The 22674-nt window shown below is 32.4% G+C and carries 27 protein-coding genes; 22 read left to right on the forward strand and 5 right to left on the reverse strand.

What is annotated here, in order from left to right; translation table 11 throughout:
- The first annotated feature begins 261 nt into the window (after positions 1 to 261).
- Both HM986_RS10225 and HM986_RS10230 read left to right on the forward strand, forming a co-directional pair.
- Positions 262 to 705 (forward strand): hypothetical protein, encoded by a 444-nt coding sequence (locus tag HM986_RS10225; RefSeq protein WP_218841427.1) that lies wholly within the window; start codon positions 262 to 264, stop codon positions 703 to 705.
- A 195-nt stretch (positions 706 to 900) separates the two neighbouring features.
- Positions 901 to 1317 carry a hypothetical protein gene (locus HM986_RS10230; protein WP_179334997.1) on the forward strand — a complete coding sequence of 139 codons (417 nt, stop codon included), beginning with the start codon at positions 901 to 903 and terminating at the stop codon, positions 1315 to 1317.
- A 251-nt stretch (positions 1318 to 1568) separates the two neighbouring features.
- Here HM986_RS10230 and HM986_RS10235 read toward each other — a convergent pair whose 3' ends face one another.
- Entirely contained in the window at positions 1569 to 2165 is a 597-nt protein-coding gene (locus HM986_RS10235) for an NAD(P)H-dependent oxidoreductase (RefSeq protein ID WP_179334998.1), read from the reverse strand.
- Positions 2166 to 2258: 93 nt separating this feature from the next.
- Here HM986_RS10235 and HM986_RS10240 point away from each other — a divergent pair, with 93 nt between their 5' ends.
- The 5 genes from HM986_RS10240 (at position 2259) to HM986_RS10260 (ending at position 6114) form a co-directional block, all read left to right on the forward strand.
- The gene (locus HM986_RS10240) at positions 2259 to 3161 is read left to right on the forward strand and encodes a LysR family transcriptional regulator (protein ID WP_179334999.1); all 903 of its coding nucleotides are present in this window, start codon (positions 2259 to 2261) and stop codon (positions 3159 to 3161) included.
- A gap of 278 nt (positions 3162 to 3439) precedes the next feature.
- Positions 3440 to 4384 carry an SDR family NAD(P)-dependent oxidoreductase gene (locus HM986_RS10245; RefSeq protein ID WP_179335000.1) on the forward strand — a complete coding sequence of 315 codons (945 nt, stop codon included), beginning with the start codon at positions 3440 to 3442 and terminating at the stop codon, positions 4382 to 4384.
- Between the two features lie 9 nt (positions 4385 to 4393).
- On the forward strand, positions 4394 to 5305 hold the full coding sequence (locus HM986_RS10250) for a helix-turn-helix domain-containing protein (RefSeq protein ID WP_179335001.1): 912 nt from the start codon (positions 4394 to 4396) through the stop codon (positions 5303 to 5305).
- A 3-nt stretch (positions 5306 to 5308) separates the two neighbouring features.
- Positions 5309 to 5839: a hypothetical protein gene (locus HM986_RS10255; RefSeq protein WP_179335002.1), complete on the forward strand. Its 531-nt coding sequence runs from the start codon at positions 5309 to 5311 to the stop codon at positions 5837 to 5839.
- A 35-nt stretch (positions 5840 to 5874) separates the two neighbouring features.
- Complete coding sequence (locus HM986_RS10260) at positions 5875 to 6114, forward strand: hypothetical protein (RefSeq protein ID WP_179335003.1); 240 nt, start codon at positions 5875 to 5877, stop codon at positions 6112 to 6114.
- A gap of 56 nt (positions 6115 to 6170) precedes the next feature.
- Here HM986_RS10260 and HM986_RS10265 read toward each other — a convergent pair whose 3' ends face one another.
- A complete protein-coding gene (locus tag HM986_RS10265; protein ID WP_179335004.1) occupies positions 6171 to 6362 on the reverse strand; it encodes a hypothetical protein in 192 nt (63 codons plus the stop codon).
- Between the two features lie 375 nt (positions 6363 to 6737).
- Between HM986_RS10265 and HM986_RS10270 the strand changes: the two genes are divergently transcribed.
- From HM986_RS10270 to HM986_RS10285, 4 genes are all read left to right on the forward strand, one after another.
- The gene (locus HM986_RS10270) at positions 6738 to 7274 is read left to right on the forward strand and encodes a Crp/Fnr family transcriptional regulator (RefSeq protein ID WP_179335005.1); all 537 of its coding nucleotides are present in this window, start codon (positions 6738 to 6740) and stop codon (positions 7272 to 7274) included.
- A gap of 56 nt (positions 7275 to 7330) precedes the next feature.
- A complete protein-coding gene (locus tag HM986_RS10275) occupies positions 7331 to 7894 on the forward strand; it encodes a DinB family protein (protein WP_179335006.1) in 564 nt (187 codons plus the stop codon).
- Between the two features lie 218 nt (positions 7895 to 8112).
- Positions 8113 to 9135, forward strand: coding sequence for a methyltransferase (locus tag HM986_RS17840; protein WP_179335007.1), 1023 nt, complete (start codon positions 8113 to 8115; stop codon positions 9133 to 9135).
- A gap of 169 nt (positions 9136 to 9304) precedes the next feature.
- Positions 9305 to 10201, forward strand: a complete 897-nt coding sequence (locus HM986_RS10285) for a PIG-L deacetylase family protein (RefSeq protein ID WP_179335008.1) — start codon at positions 9305 to 9307, stop codon at positions 10199 to 10201.
- Here HM986_RS10285 and HM986_RS10290 read toward each other — a convergent pair.
- A complete protein-coding gene (locus tag HM986_RS10290; protein ID WP_179335009.1) occupies positions 10181 to 10498 on the reverse strand; it encodes a hypothetical protein in 318 nt (105 codons plus the stop codon). The two genes, HM986_RS10285 and HM986_RS10290, sit on opposite strands and share 21 nt — an antisense overlap.
- A 515-nt stretch (positions 10499 to 11013) precedes the next feature.
- Here HM986_RS10290 and HM986_RS10295 point away from each other — a divergent pair.
- From HM986_RS10295 to HM986_RS10310, 4 genes are all read left to right on the forward strand, one after another.
- The gene (locus tag HM986_RS10295; protein WP_179335010.1) at positions 11014 to 11730 is read left to right on the forward strand and encodes an FRG domain-containing protein; all 717 of its coding nucleotides are present in this window, start codon (positions 11014 to 11016) and stop codon (positions 11728 to 11730) included.
- 247 nt (positions 11731 to 11977) lie between these two features.
- A complete protein-coding gene (locus tag HM986_RS10300) occupies positions 11978 to 12823 on the forward strand; it encodes an SDR family oxidoreductase (protein WP_179335011.1) in 846 nt (281 codons plus the stop codon).
- Between the two features lie 11 nt (positions 12824 to 12834).
- Positions 12835 to 13083 (forward strand): Atu4866 domain-containing protein, encoded by a 249-nt coding sequence (locus HM986_RS10305; RefSeq protein ID WP_179335012.1) that lies wholly within the window; start codon positions 12835 to 12837, stop codon positions 13081 to 13083.
- Between the two features lie 16 nt (positions 13084 to 13099).
- Positions 13100 to 14014: a helix-turn-helix domain-containing protein gene (locus HM986_RS10310; RefSeq protein ID WP_179335013.1), complete on the forward strand. Its 915-nt coding sequence runs from the start codon at positions 13100 to 13102 to the stop codon at positions 14012 to 14014.
- A 219-nt stretch (positions 14015 to 14233) separates the two neighbouring features.
- On the opposite strand, the gene HM986_RS10315 is transcribed toward HM986_RS10310, so the two are convergent.
- Positions 14234 to 14983: a hypothetical protein gene (locus HM986_RS10315; protein ID WP_179335014.1), complete on the reverse strand. Its 750-nt coding sequence runs from the start codon at positions 14981 to 14983 to the stop codon at positions 14234 to 14236.
- A 237-nt stretch (positions 14984 to 15220) separates the two neighbouring features.
- Between HM986_RS10315 and ribB the strand changes: the two genes are divergently transcribed.
- The 7 genes from ribB (at position 15221) to HM986_RS10350 (ending at position 22039) form a co-directional block, all read left to right on the forward strand.
- The gene (gene ribB / locus HM986_RS10320; protein ID WP_179335015.1) at positions 15221 to 15883 is read left to right on the forward strand and encodes a 3,4-dihydroxy-2-butanone-4-phosphate synthase; all 663 of its coding nucleotides are present in this window, start codon (positions 15221 to 15223) and stop codon (positions 15881 to 15883) included.
- Positions 15884 to 16459: a Crp/Fnr family transcriptional regulator gene (locus HM986_RS10325; protein ID WP_179335016.1), complete on the forward strand. Its 576-nt coding sequence runs from the start codon at positions 15884 to 15886 to the stop codon at positions 16457 to 16459.
- 25 nt (positions 16460 to 16484) lie between these two features.
- Complete coding sequence (locus HM986_RS17655) at positions 16485 to 17228, forward strand: hypothetical protein (RefSeq protein WP_218841428.1); 744 nt, start codon at positions 16485 to 16487, stop codon at positions 17226 to 17228.
- A gap of 196 nt (positions 17229 to 17424) precedes the next feature.
- Positions 17425 to 18660 carry an ATP-binding cassette domain-containing protein gene (locus tag HM986_RS10335; protein WP_179335017.1) on the forward strand — a complete coding sequence of 412 codons (1236 nt, stop codon included), beginning with the start codon at positions 17425 to 17427 and terminating at the stop codon, positions 18658 to 18660.
- Positions 18661 to 18921: 261 nt separating this feature from the next.
- Entirely contained in the window at positions 18922 to 19995 is a 1074-nt protein-coding gene (locus tag HM986_RS10340; protein ID WP_179335018.1) for a hypothetical protein, read from the forward strand.
- Between the two features lie 171 nt (positions 19996 to 20166).
- Complete coding sequence (locus tag HM986_RS10345) at positions 20167 to 21165, forward strand: lipoate--protein ligase (RefSeq protein ID WP_179335019.1); 999 nt, start codon at positions 20167 to 20169, stop codon at positions 21163 to 21165.
- A gap of 91 nt (positions 21166 to 21256) precedes the next feature.
- A complete protein-coding gene (locus tag HM986_RS10350; protein WP_179335020.1) occupies positions 21257 to 22039 on the forward strand; it encodes a hypothetical protein in 783 nt (260 codons plus the stop codon).
- Positions 22040 to 22047: 8 nt separating this feature from the next.
- Here HM986_RS10350 and trhA read toward each other — a convergent pair whose 3' ends face one another.
- Complete coding sequence (gene trhA / locus HM986_RS10355; RefSeq protein ID WP_179335021.1) at positions 22048 to 22674, reverse strand: PAQR family membrane homeostasis protein TrhA; 627 nt, start codon at positions 22672 to 22674, stop codon at positions 22048 to 22050.

Below are 22674 nucleotides of genomic sequence, written 5' to 3' on the forward strand. Positions count from 1 at the left end.
TCTCTAATCTAAAACACGTTATAGTTCTCCTCTTTTTCTAGTTAAAGATATTTAATACAAACTAAAGAAACACGTTGCCTGTAATATGAAAATCAGAATCTATAACAAAAAATGGAAGCCAAAAAAATATTAATAATAATTGGTGTAATATTACTCATCGTAATTGGGTGTTTATATTTCTACATGCGCGCACTTGGTTCAATGTGGGTTGTTAACACGCCTGATAAAAGTCCTTATTTTATAACCACTAAACCAATAGTTGTGAATAATATACTTTTGCCAAAAGAAACAAAAATAACGTATAAGAAACGTTACTTTTGGGAAAAGTATGAACAAAAAAAACCACTCAACGAGAAGGATATTACAAGTATTTCTTTAAAAGAAGGAAAAACAATAGATTGGGCAGGAGTACCAATAACTTCTATTCATAAATTTTTTAATCCAGAAATTAAAGGGTTTTCTGTTTATGCCGATTTCGATAAGTTGAATAGTAATAAAAAAACACGATTCTCTAATCTATGGTTAAGTTGTAATAATGATTTGGGAATAACTGTAGAAAACACAAATGATTGGTCTTTTAACAAAAATAATATTTTGGATATAGAATCTTGTGGTGTAAATAATCAAAGGTATTTTAAAGAAGATAAAAATCAACAAAGCTTTTTAGATGAATTATATAGTCAACTAATGAAAATAAAAGATTAATGCAAAAATACTGACAGGCAACACCGTATATAATTTATTGCTGGCTTCTTGCCTACTTACAAAAATCCTCTCGGACTTTCTTGGTCGGTAATTACCTACTAAATTAGTTGCTTAAACCACGCAACAAATTTTGGATTTAAAAAAACAACAATCAATTAACAATGTATATTCTCAATTAACTGAGACTAAGGTATTATGAAAATAAAAAATCTAAACTCATTTTATTATACAAGTTTAATATTGTATTTAATTTCGTTAACTCAAAATGCTTTTTATATTAATAATGAAAACGAAAATCAAGGATATTTAATTCTAATTTTTGGATTCTATGCGATTTTTGGTGCTGGAGTATCTTGGTTAGCGAATATATTAATCTTATTTTCTTGGCTTTTTCGTCATAAAAAGTCGTCAATATACTTTAGCCTCTCAGCTTTGATTTTAGGTATTTCATTTTTATTCTTTGACAAAGTTGTTATGGGAACGAATAACAAATATGAAATAATCACAGGCTATGATATCGGATATTATTGTTGGATATTAAGCTTTTTAGTTATGTTTATTGGAAATATTTTAAATTATAAAAAACGATTTGCCAACACCATGTATAATTAATTGATTTGTTCTTGCCTACTTTCGAATATTTCTGCGGAATTTTATCAGGTTCATAAATGTTTGCTAACTTAGTTCCTAAACCACGCCACACCCGAGCGCAGCGCACAGACGAAGTAAACCATTTACAAACACGTTTTAATACCCAAAAACATTGAAAACTGAATGAAATTAAAGAATGTAAATTTGAAATTATCCTTTTTTGGAATATTAGTTTTAATGTTTTTGGAGTCTTGTAATAAATGAACAAAATTCTACAATTTAAGCTTGATTTCATTTAAAAATGTACTGTAATTATGTAACTCATAAGGAACATCGGCATTTTTTTCCATATCATGAAAATGATGTGTGGCTAATAATTCCATTCCTGTAAAAGCATTCATCTTATGAAATCCAAACATCACTCCCTCATCTACACTTCTTTGATCAAAAAATTCATTGTCTAAAGTAAAAGCCGTTTTAGGAGCATTCCAACTTGTAGTCAATATATATTTCTTGCCGTGCATTAAACCACCAGTCCCGTAATTAATGTCTGGATTCTTTCTACTTCTACCATCACTGGCATAAATACCGTTTTGATGACCTTCCGTAAAAACATCATCTATATATTTTTTAAACCCAAAAGGTATTTGAAACCACCAAATTGGTGTATGATAAATCACAATATCAGCCCATTTAAATTTTTCAACTTCGTCCTTAGTGTTATAATTATCTCCTACTTGAGTAAATTTCACTTCAAATTCCTCACGCGTATCAAAATATGAAATAGTTTTATTGAAAAGTGTTTCGTTAAACCGTCCTCCTGAATGTGCAAATGGATGACTTCCATTAATTATAAATATATGTTTCATAAGTCTATTATTTTATTTTGGACAAAATTAAAACGATTAAACCTATTGCAAAAATAATACAAATCATACCTTTGTATTAATTTATTAATAGTTATGGTGAATTTAGAATGGTATAGAACGTTTAAAGAAATATATGAAAACGGAACTCTAACAAAAGCGTCCATAGCACTGTATGCCTCACAACCAGGTGTAAGTGTTCATTTAAATGCTTTAGAAGCCTATGTTGGTAAAAAACTATTTGAACGTACGTCGAGAAAAATGATTCCAACGGAAGACGGTAAATTTTTATATGAATACATTATTGAATCATTAAAAAAACTTGAGATTGCCGAACAGCATTTTAAAAAAACAACGCAAGAAAAGAATCCATCCTTAAATATTGGCATGTGCTCTGAAATGTTTCAATTGATTATTGAACCCGAAATTCCAAAATTAGACTTTGATTTAGTAGCCCGATTTGGGGCACATACAGATTTAATAAAAGACCTCAACAATGGTATTTTAGATTTAGTGATAACCCCTGAAAAACAGAATGAAAAAAAGTCATTAGTAGCATATGTGCCATTTTCAAAAGAAAGAATCGTTTTAATAGCAGGAACTAAAACAGATACAACAACAATACAAAAACATATTAAAGCAAAAGATCTCATTAAATTAGAGAATGAACTGCTGCAAAACATTTGGTATAGTTCCTCAAACGAAATGGAACATTTTAGGCGTTTTTGGTTTGATAATTTTAAGAAGAAACCCGCTTTCAAGCCCAACTATATTTTACCAAATCTTACATCTATTATCAGATGTTTAAACAATGGTAACGGATTAGCATTAGTTCCAGATTTTTTATGTCGAGAAGAAGTTTTAAGAAACGAAATAAATGTAGTTTGGGAAGGCAAAGTAAAAACGGAAAACACCTTATATTTTGCATCAAGAACGGATTTAAAATACAAAAAGGAAATAGATACAATTAAAAATATATTTACCTCAAAAATGAAATAAACCCAGTACAAAAATGCATATATTTAATTACTAGGTTCTAGCCTGCTTACAAACATTCCTGCGGAATATTCTATTCAGTTTTATTTGCTAATTTAGTGACTTAAACACGCAACACCCAAGCGCAGCGATCAGACGAAGCAAACCATATGCTAAACCGTGGTGTGTAATTACCACTCAAACCAAAAAGTATACAACATTCGAAAATCCGTATAAAGTATTTAAGCTACTTACAACCGACCTTTGTCTTATAATTTCGATTATTAAATAATAGACAAAAAATGAATACAAATCAATTTGGTAAAAAAGGGTGGACACCAGACAGAATTGGAGACTTGAATGGTAAAACATACGTCATCACGGGAACTACAAGCGGAACAGGTTTTGAAGCCACGAAAATATTGCTGTCCAAAGGTGCAAAAGTGGTCATGCTAAATCGAAACCTAAATAAAGCAGCAGACACCATTAAAACTTTAAAACAAGAACTTGGTAATCATATAGACGTTGCAAATATTGTAATGGATTTATCAGTACAAGCTTCTGTAAAAAAAGCAGCTGAAGAAGTATTAAAAACAGTTTCTCAAATAGATGCTCTTATTTGCAATGCAGCAATTGCACAAGTACCTAAACAGACGCTAACTGTAGATGGTTGGGAAAGTCAAATGGGAACAAACTATTACGGAAATTGGACATTGCAAGCTTTATTGTTCCCACTTATTGAAAAATCTAAAGGACGAATTGTAACTGTTGGGAGTATGGGTTATGATATGGGCATCAAAACGATAAAATTTGATGACTTGAATTGGGATAATGACTACACACCTAATAATGCATACAGTCAAAGTAAATTGGCTCAAATAATGTCTATGTACGAATTACAAGACAGATTGAAAAAAGCAGGAAAAACAGAGGTAAAAGCATACGCTTGTCATCCAGGAGCCTCAAGAACAAACCTAATAAGTACAAGCGGAAGTGTAATGATGCGGATGATGTTTTACCTAATGATGCCTTTAACACAATCAGCTGAAAAAGGGGCTTATCCACAATTGATGTGTGCCACAGAACCAAATTTAGACCAAAGCGGTTTTTATGGACCAACAGGAAGAAGCAATTGGGTTGGTCCTGTAGGAGCACACAAAATAGAACCACACGCTAAAGATAAAGCAGTTTCCAAAAGGCTATGGGAACTTTCAGAAAAAGAAACAGGTGTAAAATGGAATATCTAAATTTGTATTATGCAACATTTTAAAACACTGTCATCGTATTTAGATTATTTAGGGCTTCCTCGGCCGGAACATCCTATGTTGAGTATTTTCAACTCAAAAGGCGAAGGTTATTTACCTTGTCCAAGAGAAAGTTCCCCACCAATTACTAATGATTGCTACTCTATTAGTTTTAAAAAATATGTGAAGGGTGATTTAAATTATGGACGCACAAAATATGATTTCACTAATGGCGCTTTAATTTTCATCGCACCAAGACAAGTCCTACAATGGGACAGCAGCGTAGTTTTTGAACAAAAAGGCTTTTCGATAAACTTTCACGAAGATTTTTTGAAAGGAACAGAATTGGCTCAACAAATTAAAAAACATGGTTTCTTCTCATATGCCGTAAATGAAGCTTTACACCTTTCGCCTAAAGAAGAAAAACAGATAGAATCTATTGTTGAAAATATTGAAATTGAGTATCAAAATAACCAAGATGCTTTTAGCAAAGACATCATCATTTCGCAATTGGACACTTTACTAAAATATGCCAATCGTTTCTATGAAAGGCAATTTTTAAATAGGAAAGAAATATCGAACGACTTGTTAGAGCAATTCAATAAGCATTTAACTGAATATTTTGAATCTGGACAGTTGCAAGAAAAAGGTATTCCAAGTATAGAACAAGTCGCAAATCAACTATCGGTTTCTCAGCGATACTTAAGTGATACTTTGAAAAAGGAAACAGGTAAAACGACTACCGAACATTTACACTTACACTTAATAGATGAGGCGAAAAATATACTATTACAACCCAATAAAAGTATTTCAGAAGTGGCTTACGAATTAGGATTTGAATATCCACCCTATTTTTCGAGACTATTCAAAAAGAAAGAAGGAATAAGTCCAACAGAATATAGAGAAAAATATAAATTAAATTAAACGATGGAACTATTAAAATTAGCGACAGAATGGGCAAAAGCCGAAGTATTTTCAACACGTTTTTTTATCTTATTTGCGATAGGATTTTTAATCGCAAGTGTTGGATTTTGGCAATTAGGAAAAACAGATTTAGCCAAGGCTTATATCATTCCAACCTTGGTAGCAGGTGTATTATTGATGACTATAGGAATTGGTTTACTTTTCACCAATAAATCAAGAATTACCGAATTTAAAAAAGCATTTAACGCGGATAAAGTAGCCTTTTATCAGTCAGAAATAGAACGTACCGAAAGCACTTTAAAAGAATACACAGTGGTATTTAAAGTAATTCCAATCCTTATTATCATTGCAACCTCACTGATCCTATTCGTCAATATACCAACATGGAGAGCAATTAGCATTACAACAATTGCTATGCTGATAATTATATTATTGGTCGATGGAACTGCACATTCGAGAATTGAAGTTTACCATAAAGAATTAAAATTTTTGAATAATATAAACCAGAAACAATCACTTAAAGGTGATTTTTAAAAACAGTTAATCCTAAAGAATCTTACAATAAAAAATTGATCATTTTATTGGGAGAATTAGATAATGACAGTAGTTTAGGAACCTTCAGAACAACCGATTTAGCCATGGAACAAGGAGCACATAGACTAGAACGTGGAACGACGTTTTATAATCAAAATAAGGAATTAAAAACTAAAAACGATTGGACTTTTAATTGGAAAATGGACACTATCAAAGGTGTACGTCACGACTATAAGGAAATGTCTAAAAGTGCAATCGTATGGATAAAAAACTAACTTAAGAAGTACTGTGGCTCAAAATAAATTAAAACAAAGTCGCAATCGCTTAACCTCTACAAACATTTCAAAACCGCAATACCAACACTCCCTTTATCATTTAAAACATATAGAGCTCCATCAACCTCTTGGTAAAACCGCATACCAAGCACACACAGCGCAGTACCAAGACCACTAGGTAAAGTAGCAGGCCCTAAAGTCACCGTTGAACCAGTATAAGAACGATCTAAAACCAAAGGAGGTGCCAAATGCAGAGCATAATTTTTCAGGTGTACAATATCATGTCAGAATAAAACTCAAAGTTGTTGAGAAAAATTTCAGTTTTTATAGTATTGGAGTAAAAGAAGATTCTAAAATAAATTAGAAGGTTATTGTATTCAAATTCTATCAGACAGATACCACGATTCATCTATCTTAATTGATCTAATAATTAGCAAAAAAAAGCATGAATTATATACTGTGGACACCGCTGTATTTAATTCATAGTAAATTCTCAACAACTATCAAAAACCCTCAGAGGTTCTACACTCAATAAATCTGAGTCTACTACGTTATTATTTAGTAAATTAGGTGCTGTAAAAAATCAAACAACGCATTCTTAAAAACATTAGCTTCAGCATCATATGAATCCTATGTCTAATTTTATTAAACGAATCAATAAAGAAAATCTTTGGGACAAAGCCATTGAATTAGAGCGCAACGACTACTTAAAAACAAGAGGAACTAGCGACACCAATATCTACTTAGTCATACATGGAAGCTTAAGAATTTTTGTGATCGACAAAAATGAAGAACACACAATTAGATTCGGTTATAAAGATAATTTAATCGCTGCTCTAGATTCATTTTTAAATGAGCAACCTTCGGATTTATATATACAAGCGCTTAAAAAAACCAAAGTAAAAGTTATTAATAAAGCGAAGTTTAAATCATTTATGATGTCGTCTCCAGAGAATCAAAACATTTGGATGTCGATATTAGAAAATTTGGTATTACAACAAATGGAAAGAGAAAGAGACATCCTTACATCATCTCCTGTTGAACGTTACAATCGCGTTTTAAAAAGAAGCCCACAGCTATTTCAAGAAATACCTAATAAACATATTGCGTCCTATCTAAGAATGACACCCGAAACATTATCAAGAATTAAAAAATCTTAATTTCAATCAATTTTTAAAACAAATTATCTATTCAAATTTGCATTAAAATAAAAACCATGGCCATAGCTTCTCAAAAATTATTGCAAAACTTATTAAAAATCACGCAAGAAAACTGCACGGCTTCAGAAAATTTAAAAACGCAGCCAACAGCTATATTAAATTGGAAACAAGACCCTAAGTGCTGGAGCGTCTTAGAATGTATAGAACACTTAAATAGATATGGCGATTTTTATTTACCAGAAATAACCACTAAAATAAAGACAGCGCAACCTAAACGCTCAGAACTATTTAAAGGCAATTGGCTAGGATCATATTTTAGTAAATCGGTGTCCTACTCCGAGACCTTAAATAAAATGAAGACGTTTAAATCTATGAACCCTTTAAATTCTGAACTAAATAGTCAGACCTTAGAAAAGTTTATAAACCAGCAACATCAAATCATCGGGCTTTTAGAACAATCTAAAAACATCGATCTAGACAAAACCAAAACTGCTATTTCAATTTCAACATTAATTAAACTAAGACTGGGAGACACATTTAAAGTGCTTGTATATCATAACGAAAGGCACATCAAACAAGCAGAACAGACATTAAAAAAAGCTGTAATTAATAACCTTTAGAAACTTCACCTTAGTATAGTAAACCTAATAAATAAAAATCAATCAATGAAAACAGCCGATAAACACGTATTTCTATCCGCATTATTCTTAGCAGTCTATGTAATAATCGAGTTTACAGAAATTTTTGGAGATCCAACATGGTTTAAATTTTTTCTAATTATAGCCTTCGTCACATTTCTAATTAGTGGAGTGTCACAAAAAATAAAGAATCAAAAAAAGTGAACAATTTTACAGAAGCAGAAAAACAAATTATAACCGTGTTATCATGGTTTAGAACACGATATGCGTTGTTTTTAAATTTGGATATAAACAGACGCGCTGACAGAAAAAACCTTGAAGACTTCGGAAACATTTGGATTGGTAATTTTAAATGTAATTGGCAAAGCGCTTTTAGCGCACTTGTAAAAAAAGAAATCTTAGTATGTGCCCAGGGAGAATATCAATTTACGGCTGAAGGGGAGCGCATTAAGCAACAAATAGAAGCTAAAACACCTTTTTTTAAATACGAGTACGATCACTTTTTCGATTCAGAAAAAAAGAGCCATGCCCATTCCCTATTCTGTAAACAAGTATATGGCAAAGATTTGGCACAACATGGACTTATAGATATGAAAGAACTTTCTATCCTCATTGACAAATTAAACACCCAACAACCTAAAACGATTGCTGACGTTGGCTGCGGCAACGGTAAAATAACGGAATATCTTTCACAACAAATACAAGCACATATAACTGGTATTGACATTTCGCATCAAGGTATAAAACTGGCAAATGAACGAACTGAAGGAAACAATGCACTACTGTTCAAAGAAGGAAATTTAAATAACATAGATTTCGTTAACGCTTATGATGCCATCTTATTTTTAGACACACTTTATTATGCAGATGATTTACAAGACACCATAGAAAAAGCGATGAATGGGTTAACAAAAAATGGCCATTTATACGTCTACTTTTCGCAATGGATAATGGACACGGCATTTACAGATACCCTTAAACCTAACAATACCCATTTAGCAAAAGTACTAGCCAATTTAGGATTAAACTATGCATTTACAGACCTAAGCATTTCAGGAATCAACCATTGGAAAAAGAAACTAAAAACACTAGTCGCTATGAAAACCGACTTTGCAAATGAGGATAATATAGACCTTTGGGACTATCGTTACCGGGAAGCTTACAGGTATGCAAATTGGGGAGACCATAAATATACCAGATACTTATATGATGTAAAAAATTAACAGAGACAACAAAACTAATGTTTAAAAACCTATGTAAAGTCGCGTGTTGAAATACCCAAACGCCCCATAACGTTACAAACTTATAATAACAAATAAAATGCGGATATCACAAGCAAAAACAAACCATCAAACATATATAATTTGTCAATCAAAATAAAAACCTTACCGAATGAATAAAACAAATTTAATCATAGCTATACTTATCATTTATAGTCTTTTCAGCTGTAATGAGAAGGTGTCTACTGAAGATCTTAAAAGGTTTGTTCCTACAGAAAATTACCCTGCAGATGTATTTTTAGATACAGTCAGTAATAAACGCGCCGTTATTATAGTAGCACATGATGATGATGACTGCGCAATGTCTGGGACAATTGCCAAGCTTAAAGTAAATGGCTGGAAAATTAAACAACTAAGTCTGCAAAGTCATATTATCGAAAAAACAGGAAAAAACCCAGCAGATATTATTTGTGAAGGTAATGAACGTCTTCTTAAAAATGGTTTATATCGTATCGGTTTAGACACCATAAAAAATCCATATCTACCTATACCCTATCGAGATATTAGCGCACAATTTCTTACCAAAAAAGTTGCTACTGCCATTATAAACAAAGTAAATGAATTTAAGCCATCGGTTATTTTTACGCTCGACAATGTGAAAGGTGGCTATGGACACCCCGACCATATTTTTATTAGCCAATTAGTCAAGGACCTTTTTGAAAATGGAGCGTTAGAAATAAAAAAGATATACCAATCCGTATATACAGACCAAATGGAACGAGAAATTATTGATAATTGGTTAGGTGCAAAAATGAAAAAATGGGGATATCCTAGCCCAAGTGATATAGCTAATAAGATGTATGGAATTGATGGTATGCCTGAGCCAACAGTTCAGATCAACATTGCAGAAGTTGCTGGAATGAAAATGGATTACCTCAGAGCCTACGACGAGGATGTAAGGAAAAATCTCAGAAAATTTATTCCGTATTATGAAATCTTTGATGCAAAGACATATTTTGAAATTTTTGATAAAGAATTTTTTAGAGTATTAGAAAAATCCAACCACTAATAAAGCTGCTAACGATAAGTATATCTTATCCCAAGGCGTTAAAATCAAAGTAGACCCCGTATAAGACCGCTCTAAAACCAAAGGAGGAGCCAAATGCAAGGCATAATTCAAATGGTTAAAATCAAAATCCAAAACCCCATACGTCAATGCCATATGGGTAGCACCTTCCGCAAAGCCTACCTGCGCTATGTTAAAATCAGAAATGGTCAACGTATAATCCGTAGTAGTAATACCAAACTCAAACAAAAACGAACGAAAATTTGACGTTAATAGGGAACTTGGAGGAATGAGACACAAATGGCATAAGTTTTTCGGAAAATTAAAATACCATTTATGGTAAATCAACTATGACCGAAAAAAGAAAATTAGGAATAAAAACGTTGGGTAACACCGTATAAAAATTACTACTTCTCGTCTACTTACCAATCCCAATAGCAATCAAGACACAAATTTGCTGTGCCGTCGATATCTGCTAAACCAATCCTAAAAGTAAAAACCAGTGCTTTTATAACATGTTCTAACTATTAATTTAAAAACCACCTAGCAAAAGCCTAATGGTTTTTGGTGTTTTATAAGGTTTTGGTTGTTATAATTTAGTCATTACGGTTTACCGTAAATTATCTAGAACAGAAACTTTTAACTTAGCCATGATTTAGAGACATATACGTACAACTACGTATAGCTATATTCATAAATATAATTAACTTTAACACCCCTAATTTTTAGGACAAGTAACTTTTGTAATATCCCGCTTAATTTATGGGATATCACTTATAAAAGTTATGATATAACGAGTTGGGCTTAATTTAGAAATGAAAGAATATCATACAACAGAAATAACTTCTTTATCAGAGTTTGTTAAGGAATTGGAAACACGAATTGACGATAGGAATAGGATAATTCTATTTAGAGGTCAAACTGTCGACAAAGCTCTGATACCTAAAATCGCTAGACATATATTTCAGAAGAGTCGGGAAAAAGACGAACAAAGAATGTTAGATGAATTTAGTTCTAAATCTTTAGCTCATATCAAATACAACCCAACTTTGAAACTTGAACACCTAACTATAGCTCAACATTATGGAATTCCAACAAGATTGTTGGATTGGACTGAAAATGCTTTGACTGCTCTCTTTTTTGCGACAAATGTAGATTTAAAAGACACTGAAGAATTCGCTGTAGTTTGGGTTTTAAGTTTGCAGAGAAATAGCGATTTTTTATTAACTGATTTAAGTAAGAATCCCTTTAAATTAAATAAGCTAAAATTATTTAAGCCTGCTGATATAATACAACGAGTTTCTTCGCAATCAGGTTGGTTTAGCATTCACCCTTACGGAGGGCAAGGTTGGTACGAACGTATTGAAACTAACCTAGACGAATCTGTTAGACTAAATAAAATTTTGATTCCTAGAAAAAAAGTTAAAAGTATTCGTGAGACTCTTGAAAGTTGCGGAATTAATGAATATTCAATTTTTCAAGATTTAGATTCTTTAGGTCGTTATGTATTTAATAAGTATAGAAAAAACTAAGCCCAACAACGTGTATAATTCATTGCTAGTTATAGCTTGCTTACGAAAGTCCTCGCGGACTTTCTATCTGTGATTTATTTGCTAATTTAGTTGCTTAACCACGCAACTAACCATACACAAAACCGTTAGCGGTAATACGACCAAAAATCATCAGACAAAGTAGATTTGACTATATCATTCTTAGATTTGGAAAAGCGAAAAACTCTTTAATGAACCAATTTTGTACCATAATCTAAATTCAAAGAATATGAACACAAAAAAAGTATGGTTTATTACAGGAGCTTCGAAAGGTTTAGGATTAATCTTAACAAAAATGCTTCTTTTAGAAGGTTATAATGTTGCCTCTACATCAAGAAACAAACAATCCTTAATTAAAGAAATTGGAGAAGAAAATGAAAAATTCTTACCAATCGAAATGGATTTAACAGAAAATGAAAATGTTAAGAAAGCCATTGAAACTACGATTAGTCATTTTGGTAGAATTGATGTTTTAGTTAATAACGCAGGCTACAGTCAAATTGGAACTTTAGAAGAGCTTTCAGAAAAAGAAGTGGAAGATAATTTTAAAGTAAATGTGTTTGGTTCTCTAAACGTAATTAGAAATGCTACACAATATTTACGTAAACAAAAATCTGGACACATATTTAATATTGCTTCTATAGGTGGTTATACAGGTAATTTTGCAGGTTTTGGTATTTATTGTTCTACAAAATTTGCTGTTGCAGGTTTTACAGAGGCTTTAGCCGAAGAAATGAAATCATTTGGAGTATATACAACCTTAGTATATCCCGGTTATTTTAGAACCAATTTTTTATCAGAAGGCTCTGTCAAAACACCTAATAATCCAATTGAAGATTATAAAACAGCGCGAGAAATGGAACAAGCACATTTAAAGGATATAGATGGTAATCAACCTAATGACCCAGAAAAAGGAGCGGAAGTATTAATCGCTTTAAGTAAACAAGAAAATCCACCAGTACATTTTTTTATGGGTAAAGATGCATATCACTATGCAAACCTTAAAATAGATACGATTCAAAAAACGATGACAGAAAATTTAACTCTAGGAATATCTACAGAATTTGAAAATTAAATTTTGAGCAAATGACAATAGAAGAATCAAAACAATACATTGGAATGTGGGTAACGGAAGATGGAAATATACGTCACAAATTATTACCGAACAACCGATATGACGAGGCTAGAGGACATAATGAAAGTGCTTATCAAGGAAGTTATCAAGTAACAGGAAATCAAATTGATTATAAAGACGATACAGGATTCACAGCAGATGGAGAGTTCAGAAATGGAATCCTTTATCACGCAGGAATGGTATTATTTAAAGAAAATTAATTCTTAATTTTAAAGAATGAAAGAAATCCATCGATTTAAATCTATAAGTGAATTTCATAACTATAGTAATTTACCCAAGTCAGAACATCCACTTATTAGTTTAGTAGACTATAGTAAAGTAAATTATGCAACTGATTCAGATAAAATTAAATGGATGCAGGACTTTTATTCTATTGGTTTAAAAAGAAATGTAAGTGAGAAATTTAATTATGGACAACAAAAATATGATTTTGACGAAGGTGTATTTTCATTTGTTGCACCAAAACAAATATTAACAATTACAATAAATCAGAACATAAAAGTAAATCCGTCTGGATGGCTACTTCTTATCCATCCAGACTTTTTATGGAATACACCTTTGGCTAAATCTATTAAAAATTATGATTTCTTTGGTTATGATGTGAATGAAGCCCTTTTCCTTTCTGAAAAAGAAGAAAATATTATTGTAGAACTATTAAAAAATATACAGAGAGAATATCAGTCGAATATTGACAAATTCAGTCAGAACATTATCATTTCACAAATTGAATTATTGCTCAATTATGCTGAACGTTATTACGAGAGACAATTTATTACAAGAAAAATTTGCAATCATCAAATTCTTATAAAACTTGAACAAACGTTAAACAACTATTTTAACAATAGCGAGACACTTACTAATGGAGTTCCTTCTGTTGCTCAAATTTCAAATGATTTAAATCTATCGCCTAATTACCTAAGTAGCATATTAAAAATAATTAGCGGACAAAGTACACAACAACACATTCAGAATAAAGTAATTGAAAAAGCCAAAGAGAAATTATCAACTACAGAACTGAGTGTTAGTGAAATTGCTTATGAATTAGGTTTTGAACACCCTGCTTCATTTAGTAAATTATTTAAGAATAAAACTAATATTTCACCTATTGCATTTAGACAGTCTTTTAATTGAATATAAAGTACTACCGCTAACAATGTGTTTAATTAATTGCTAGTTCTAGCCTACTTGGAAAATTCCTGCGGAATATTCTATTCGGTTTTTATTTGCTAAATTAGTTGCTTAAACACGCAACTAACCATGCACAATCACGTCCCAAACAATTCCATAAAACTTAGCGCTATTCAATAACTGATCGCAACAAACTAAAACACCTCCACTACCCCAATCTTCCTACAAACATTTCAAAACCGCAATACCCACACTTTCTTTAGCATTTAAAACATATAGCGCTCCATCAACCTCTTGGTAAAACCGCACACCAAGCACACAGAGCGCAGTACCAAGACCACTAGGCAAAGTAGCAGGTTCTAAAGTCAAAGTAGAATCAGCATAAGAGCGATCTAAAACCAAAGGAGGTGCCAAATGCAAGGCATAATTCAAATGGTTAAAATCAAAATCCAAAACACCATAAGTCAACGCCATATGAGTAGCACCTTCCACAAAACCCACCTGCGCAATATCAAAATCAATAAGTGTTAACCCAAAATCACTGCTAGAAACACGAAACTCAAAAGGCAACACCTGCCGTACATCACATGCTGGCGTATAGCTAAACTGTTCCAACAATTGAAGGCCATGCGCCTGCCCTATCCCATTAGCAACAAGTCGTTCCCCACGTTTATGTGTCGTATCCAAAGACTTTATACGCGTAAACAAACCCATCAAACGACTATGAAAATGTGTAAACTTATGTCCCTTATAAAACGGATTCAAAGCAGATCTAAACGCTTTATTCACCGCAGAACAATGCCCAAACTCATTGGCATTTTCGCGCACGCGTTCCATACTAGACTTCGTTTTTATCGCTTTTCTAGTAAACCCACCACCCGCTTTTCGTGCAATCGGTTTACCATTTAAATAATAAAAATTAATACCATTTAACGTCCCTACTAAAGGGATAATTCCAGTCTGTTGTGCCATAGCATCACATTTTTAAGTTAAACACCTACAATACAGCAATATACAAAAAATTATAATACAGGTTATAGCGTGGTTATAGCATGCTTATAAAATGCTTAAAACACGCTTATAGCATCTTAGAAGTCAAATGAGACCTAAGCATACAACTTATAGTAATAAAAAATCGATTTATTGACTTAAGTCAAATAATCTGACTTTAGACAGTATTAGTTTTGCCTATCAATAATAAAAACAAAAATGGTACTTACAGAAATAGAGACGTTAACAACATTTAATAAAGACAGTCAACAACGGTTAGAAAAAGCCCTAATACACCTACAAAACGGAAATGGAATAATCCTAATGGATGATGAAGACAGAGAAAATGAAGGAGATTTAATATTCTCTGCGCATCACATGACGAATAACCAAATGGCACTCATGATTAGAAAATGTAGTGGTATTGTTTGTCTTTGTTTACCTAATAAAAAAGCGGATGCGTTAGAATTACCGTATATGGTCAAAGAAAACACCAGCAGTTACCAAACCCCTTTTACCATTTCAATTGAAGCAAAGGAAGACGTTACTACAGGGGTTTCTGCTAAAGATAGGCTAACAACCATAAAAGCGGCTTGTAAAGAAAATGCGACAAGCAACGACTTAGCAAAACCAGGTCATATCTTTCCTTTAAGAGCGAAAAACAATGGTGTTTTTGAAAGACAAGGTCATACCGAAGGCAGCGTAGATTTAATGAAATTAGCAGGCTTACAACCAGAAGCTGTCCTGTGCGAATTAATGAACGATGATGGAACCATGGCAAAAATGGACACCATTTTAGACTTTGCAGATGAACATAATTTAATGGTACTATCTATTCAGGATATTATTCATTATCGTAAATTTGTAAGAGACTACAAATAGATGACAGACACTATAGAACTCACTAATTTCATAAAAAAGAATATAAATATTGATGATGAAGATTTAACAATCGTGTTGTCTTATTTTAAAACAATTAAAAAAAAGAAAAACGACATTTTGCTGTCCCATGGGAAAAATAGTCAGGTGAGTTATTTCGTAAACAAAGGCTGTTTAAGGCTTTTTTACATTAATGAAGAAGGAAAAGACGTCACACGTTACATCGCCTTTGAAAATCAATTTGCGACAGAACTGGTAAGTTTCATCACCAATGAACCTGCACAAGAAACAATTCAGGTGATTGAAAACAGTGAACTTCTATACATCACACACGATGATTTTAGACATCTTATGACCATTGTTCCTAAATGGAAAGATTTTTATAGCATCTATTTAGAAAAAGCTTATGTCAATAATGCGAAGAGATTAATCTCTTTTACGACACTAGATGCAGCAGAAAGATACAAGCAATTATTCAAGATAAACCCAAACATTGTGAAGCGTTTACCAAACAAAATTGTAGCCTCTTATATCAATATATCACATGAAACATTAAGTAGGATCAAATCTAAAATTTGACACTAAAATTTATAAATTATAAAACATGAAATACGCAGTATTACTCCCATTATTCTTACTACAGATGATGCTTCATGCACAATCGACTGATAGCCTTAACAGCACTGAAAAAGTGGATGACAAGTTATTATTAACCATCTTTCTTAAACACGATCAAAGTCTGAATTTAAATGAGATTGAAAAGATAAAAACCGATCAAGCATTTTATGAAAATTTCCCATCAGAAGGTGTATCAGTTGTGGATTGGTATGTGGTAATGGGAATTGGTCAGATGGTGGTATTAGAACTTCCTGCTTCCAAATTAAGAACGGTGAATGTGGCGCTTGAGAAAACGGCTTGGAAAGCTTTTAAAACAGAATTTTATACCACGTACAATTTGTATCCTATCATTGAACATAAGTTGAAAAATAAGTCAAAGGTGACGCTAGATGTAACACCCAGTTCTGAAAAAGAAGATGACAAGTTGTTATTAACCATCGTTCTTAAACATGATCAAAGTATGACTTTAAATGAGATTGAAAAAATAAGAACAGATCAAGGCTTTTATGAAAATCTCCCTCCAGAAGGGACTTCTGTAGTGAATTGGTTTGTGGTTATGGGACTTGGTCAAGTGGTGGTGATAGAACTTCCTGCTTCAAAACTATCCGCTGTAAATTTAGCTATTGAGAGAACGGCATGGAAGGCTTTTACAACAGAAATTTATCCAACGTACAACCTATACCCTATCATAGAAAATAAATTAAAGAATAAGTCAAAGGTAGAATACTAGAATTTTAGTGACCATAAAAGATCAAAAAAATAAAATCATTGAATAATCGACAGCACGCCATAAATGCAATCGAGCAAACCATATATAATTTGCTCGCAACGGTCACAGCCATTGAATCAGCGTTAAAGAACAATGGCTATTCACATGAATTAGGATTAGGAACAGCTCAACTATTAAAACACTTCTAACTAGACTAATGACACCATCACATCAACATTACGCCATTGAAGACACTGCACGTTCACCACAAAAGCAATGGTTACCGCTGCTACTTAGTGGTTCTTATAAATTACCAGGAATAGAAGGCAAACGAGGGGCTTTATTTTCAAATGCGGTGTTAGAAAAATATATTGAAGAGGAAGAAAAATACGATAATTTTGAATTAACATCGGGAGCAAACAGAAGCCTTAGAACATTATCTTCGGGTGAGCAAAAAAAAGCATTGCTCTCGCATTTACTCCAACAAAACCCAGATTTTATCGTCTTAAATAATCCTTACGAAGCCTTAGACAAAGCGTCTGTGTCTGAATTAAAACAGCAATTAATAGCATTGTCTAAAGATATGCCTATCGTCTTAATTATCAACAGACAAGACGACCTATTACCAGTAATAACACACTCCATTACCTTCGAAAAAGATAAGCTAAAAGCTGTAATCCCAATTGAAAACTATAGATTTAAAAAAAAGAAGTTCATTTTTGATAAAAACCTCCCTCTGGCGATAACAACGTACAACAATATTCCAGAAGTGCTCGTAGAACTTAAGAATGTAAACGTGAATTATGACGAGCGTTCCATTTTAAAAGATATCAACTGGACCATCAAAAAAAAGGAATTCTGGCATTTAATAGGCCCTAATGGCTCTGGTAAAACGACCTTACTCTCTATGATTTATGGGAATAATTCCAAAGCTTATGGTCAAGACCTATATCTCTTTGGCAAGAAAAAAGGCTCTGGTGAAAGTGTTTGGGATATCAAACAGAAAATCGGCTATATCAGTCCTGCGATGTTAGAGTTATTTAAACGTAGCTATACTGTAGAGCACATGATTATTTCGGGCTTTTATGATAGTATTGGCTTATACCAAACACCATCGACCGCACAAATACGTGCCGCTGCTCAGTGGATAGAGGTCTTAAATTTAAGCGACAAAAAAAACACCTCGTTTCTTAAATTATCGCCAGCTGTTCAACGCTTAATATTAATAGCAAGAGCGATGATTAAGCATCCACCGTTGTTGATTTTAGATGAACCCTTAATTAATGTTGATGATGACGGTAGAGCACTTATTTCCGCTTTAATAAACAAAATCGCCAAAGAAAGTGAGACCAGTATTTTGTTTGTTGCACATCGCGACGAGATTAACATTAATCCTGATTTTATCTATGAACTTCACCCTTCTCCACAAGGGTCTGTAGGTATTCAGAAATAACATACAGCGCGGTTTTGGGGCGCCAATGAGTTATACTCGGAACAATTTGGTTTTAATTTCCTAAATTAGGTGCTTAACCATGTAACCAACCACATTCAACAATAGTGTAAGTGATTTGAGAAAATGACAAAAAAAATATAGTGCTACTATAAAAAACATCACGCATTTTCTATTCTTCTTTTATTTGCTAACTTACGCGCTCAATCACGCAACGATTCTTTTACAAACCTACTGTAGAGAATTAAAGAAAACCAATATCTCATGAAAAAAACAATTTTACTTATCACCTGCCTACTATCAATTTTTAGCGTTTATTCCCAAGTAAATATTGGAAGAAAAAGAGGGCTTGGAAATTTATATGTTGTTGAACACAAAGACAAACTATTTGATATTGTAAAGAAAACAACGACTTACTTTGTTGTACCAGATAGTTTAGATTTCGATGAGACAAAAAAAACTATAGAAGAAATATGGACATTCAATAGTATTAAGTTTATATCTGAAGCTGATTATCAAAACGACAAGTTAATTTCAACGGACAATTCTATTATCAAATTTCAGGACCAGAATTACATCAAAACGAAAGAAACAATGGGCGCAAATGATAAGCGAATCGTCGGTGCGATTGATTTATATAAATTTCAAATGTTTTATTATGAAAACGTTTCAAAAAAGAATAACGGGAAAATCAAATCAGAGATAGGGCAAATTGCCGAGATCATATTTACGCCTGAAATCTACTATAGATTTTTAGCAAAAAAGGTTGACTATACTGGTGACTTTGAAATTGGTTATATCTCAAAATCAGATGCGTTTAATTCAGGGATTAATGAAATAACTAGTACATCTAAAGATGATGGTAATAGTTATAAATATATTAAAAACCCTTCATCATATAATTTTCACTTAGGTTATATTAAAAATTACTTTCAAATTTTAAATAATAAATTAACGGACAACGAAAGTTTAAAAATAAGAGATGATATTAAAAATAAAGACAAACTAAAAGAATTGAAATCAAAAACACTTTATGTTCCCAATTGGCTATTAAAAGAATATAGTACATTTAAATTAATGGTAACTAAAGTCCTAAAATCGGAAGAATTATTTGAAGACTATAAATATGATTATAAAGTGCTTTCAAATGAAGAATTAAATTCAAAAATTTTAAACAAAGATGATTTCTATTATTTAATGCACACGTCATATAATGGCGAGAAGGTAATAACAATAATTAATAGTCTGACTGGTGACGTCATTTATTCTGTAGTTGATAACTCTAGTAATCTTATTGAAAAATCTGATTTAAAGACTATCAGTAAGCTACTGAAGTAAAACAATCTATAACCAAGCGTATACATTACAATTTGTAGCTTAATCTAAATTTGGCAGTAGTAATTATGTCAATATCTTACTAAATTGCGTACGCTTCCAACGAATTAAATCCTTCATAAAACAGCAATGTCAAATTAGTATCTTTATGAAGTACTAAATGCTTTACACCTTATGATTTTTATAGATAACGAAGGCCACACCAATCCCAAATTAAACTTAGCATTAGAGGAATATGCTTTAAGACATTTTGATACGTCTACCGATTATTTGTTATTTTACATTAACGAACCTTCTATTATTATTGGTCGTAACCAGAATACCTTAGAAGAAATTAATCAAGAGTATATAGATGCTAATAATATACACGTCGTTAGACGCGTTTCTGGTGGTGGCGCAGTGTATCACGACTTAGGAAATCTAAATTTTAGTTTTATCACCAACCACGATGGTAAAAGTATCAGCAACTTTAAAAAGTTTACGGCACCTGTAATTAAAGTCTTAAATGACATGGGGGTTACTGCCGAACTTAAAGGCCGAAATGACATTTTAGTAGATGAGAAGAAAATCTCTGGCACTGCTCAATTTTCTACAGGTAAACGTATGATCAGTCATGGTACGTTATTATTTGATACAGACATGAGTGAGGTCGCAAAAGCGCTTCAGGTAAAAATGAGCAAAATACAATCTAAAGGTCATAAATCCGTAAGGAGTCGTGTAGCAAATATCAGTGAGTTTTTAAAGACACCGATTTCTATGGCTGACTTTAAAAAACAACTTCTCGTTGGACTATACGAAGCCAGTGAACCTTTTGAAACCTATAAACTAACGGAAGCCGAATGGCAAGCTGTACACCAATTAAAAGCGGAGAAATATGATTTATGGGATTGGAATTTTGGACGCTCGCCTAAATTTAATATTCAACGGAATAAACGTTTTCCTATCGGAGAAATTGACATCCGCATTTTTGTAGAAAAAGGACATATTACCGAGGTTAAAGTCTTCGGAGATTTCTTTGGAAGACAACCGGTGTCAGATCTCGAAAATAGACTTATCGGTGTGCCTTATGATAAACATGACATTCGTAAAACACTTGAAAACGTTTCAGTTGAAGACTATTTTGGCACTTTAGAAACATCCGATTTCATTGATCTTGTGTATGGAAATGATTAGTGTTAAGTGCAGTTTGCAATTCAGGACTGCAGTATCATCTTGAAAAACTATAATTTTACATAAGTTACTTTTAAAGCCTTAAACCTCAAAAATGATTGCACAAAATAGCACGACTAAAGACTTAAAACTCTATTCACAAAAATCAATTGGACTAGCTTCTTTTATTGGTGGTCCTTTGGCAGCCGGATATTTAATTAAAGAAAATTATAAAGCGTTAAACCAAGGTGAAAAAGGAAAAAAAGCTTTAATCATTTCGATAATAGCAACAGTCGCTATTTTTGGAACCATTTTTCTGATTCCAGAATCGGTAATGGATCAGGTTCCAAATATGGTTATCCCTGCCATATATACAGGGATTATATATTTAATAGTCGACAAAATTCATGGTACCATATTAAACAATCACGATCTCAATAATTATCCTTTTTATTCTGGCTGGAGAGCCGCAGGTATTGGTCTAATTTCATTAGTTATTTTAATAGCCATCATTTTTGCTTCTATATTCTTAATTTCTGATGAAATATATGATACCTATGATGCTGAAATGGAGCAGTTCTATAAAAACGAAGAGGTGTCACTACTATTTTACGACCACTTAAATACAGAAGATGACCTAACGCTTGTAAATGAAATTGATAATATATCTATTCCTAAATGGAAAGAGAATGTAGAGATTATTAATAGAACCAATAGTATTGAAGACTTACCATCTGAACTTATAGAGCAAAATAAAAAATTACTGAAATACGCTAAATTAAGATTAGAAGCATTTAAGCTATTTAAAAATTTAATTATCTATGAGACCGATAATTACAACATAGAATTAAATAGAGTTCATAACCAAATAGATGTCGTTATCCAATCCTTATATTAAAAGATCATCTATATAACGTAAAGATAAATCATAAAAAAGTGACAAATAGCACCACCTAGAACAAACAAATGCCATATGACATGGTTATAAGGCATTCTCTGCAAGGCATAGAAAATGATTCCAACGGTGTAAAACATACCACCTGCAAACAACCAAAGGATGCCATTAGGCCCAAGTGCTTCGGACACATTTGAGAAATCAAATACAATTAGCCACCCCATTACTAAATATAAAAGGGTTGAAAAAATCTCAAAGCGCCCAGTAAAAAACAGCTTTAAAACCACACCAAAAGCTGCAATTCCCCATACCGTCCAAAATAAGTGCCAACCCAAACTATTTGTTAGCAGTATCAATAAAACGGGAGTATAGGTCCCTGCAATTAACAGATATATACTCACATGGTCTACAATTCTAAAATAATGCTTGCGCTTCTCTCCTTCTACCGCATGGTAAAATGTTGATGCTAAAAAAAGAATGATAATAGAAAGTCCGTAAACAACAACACTAAATAAACTCCAAGGTTTTAGATTATCTGCATCTATAATTAATACAGTTAAAGCTATGATGCCTAAAAGAGCACCGAAACCATGTGTCCATGTGTTTAGCCTTTCTTCTCGCTTAGTTTGAATACGCAT

This window comes from Winogradskyella costae, from assembly GCF_013403865.1.
GTDB classification, from domain to species: domain Bacteria; phylum Bacteroidota; class Bacteroidia; order Flavobacteriales; family Flavobacteriaceae; genus Winogradskyella; species Winogradskyella costae.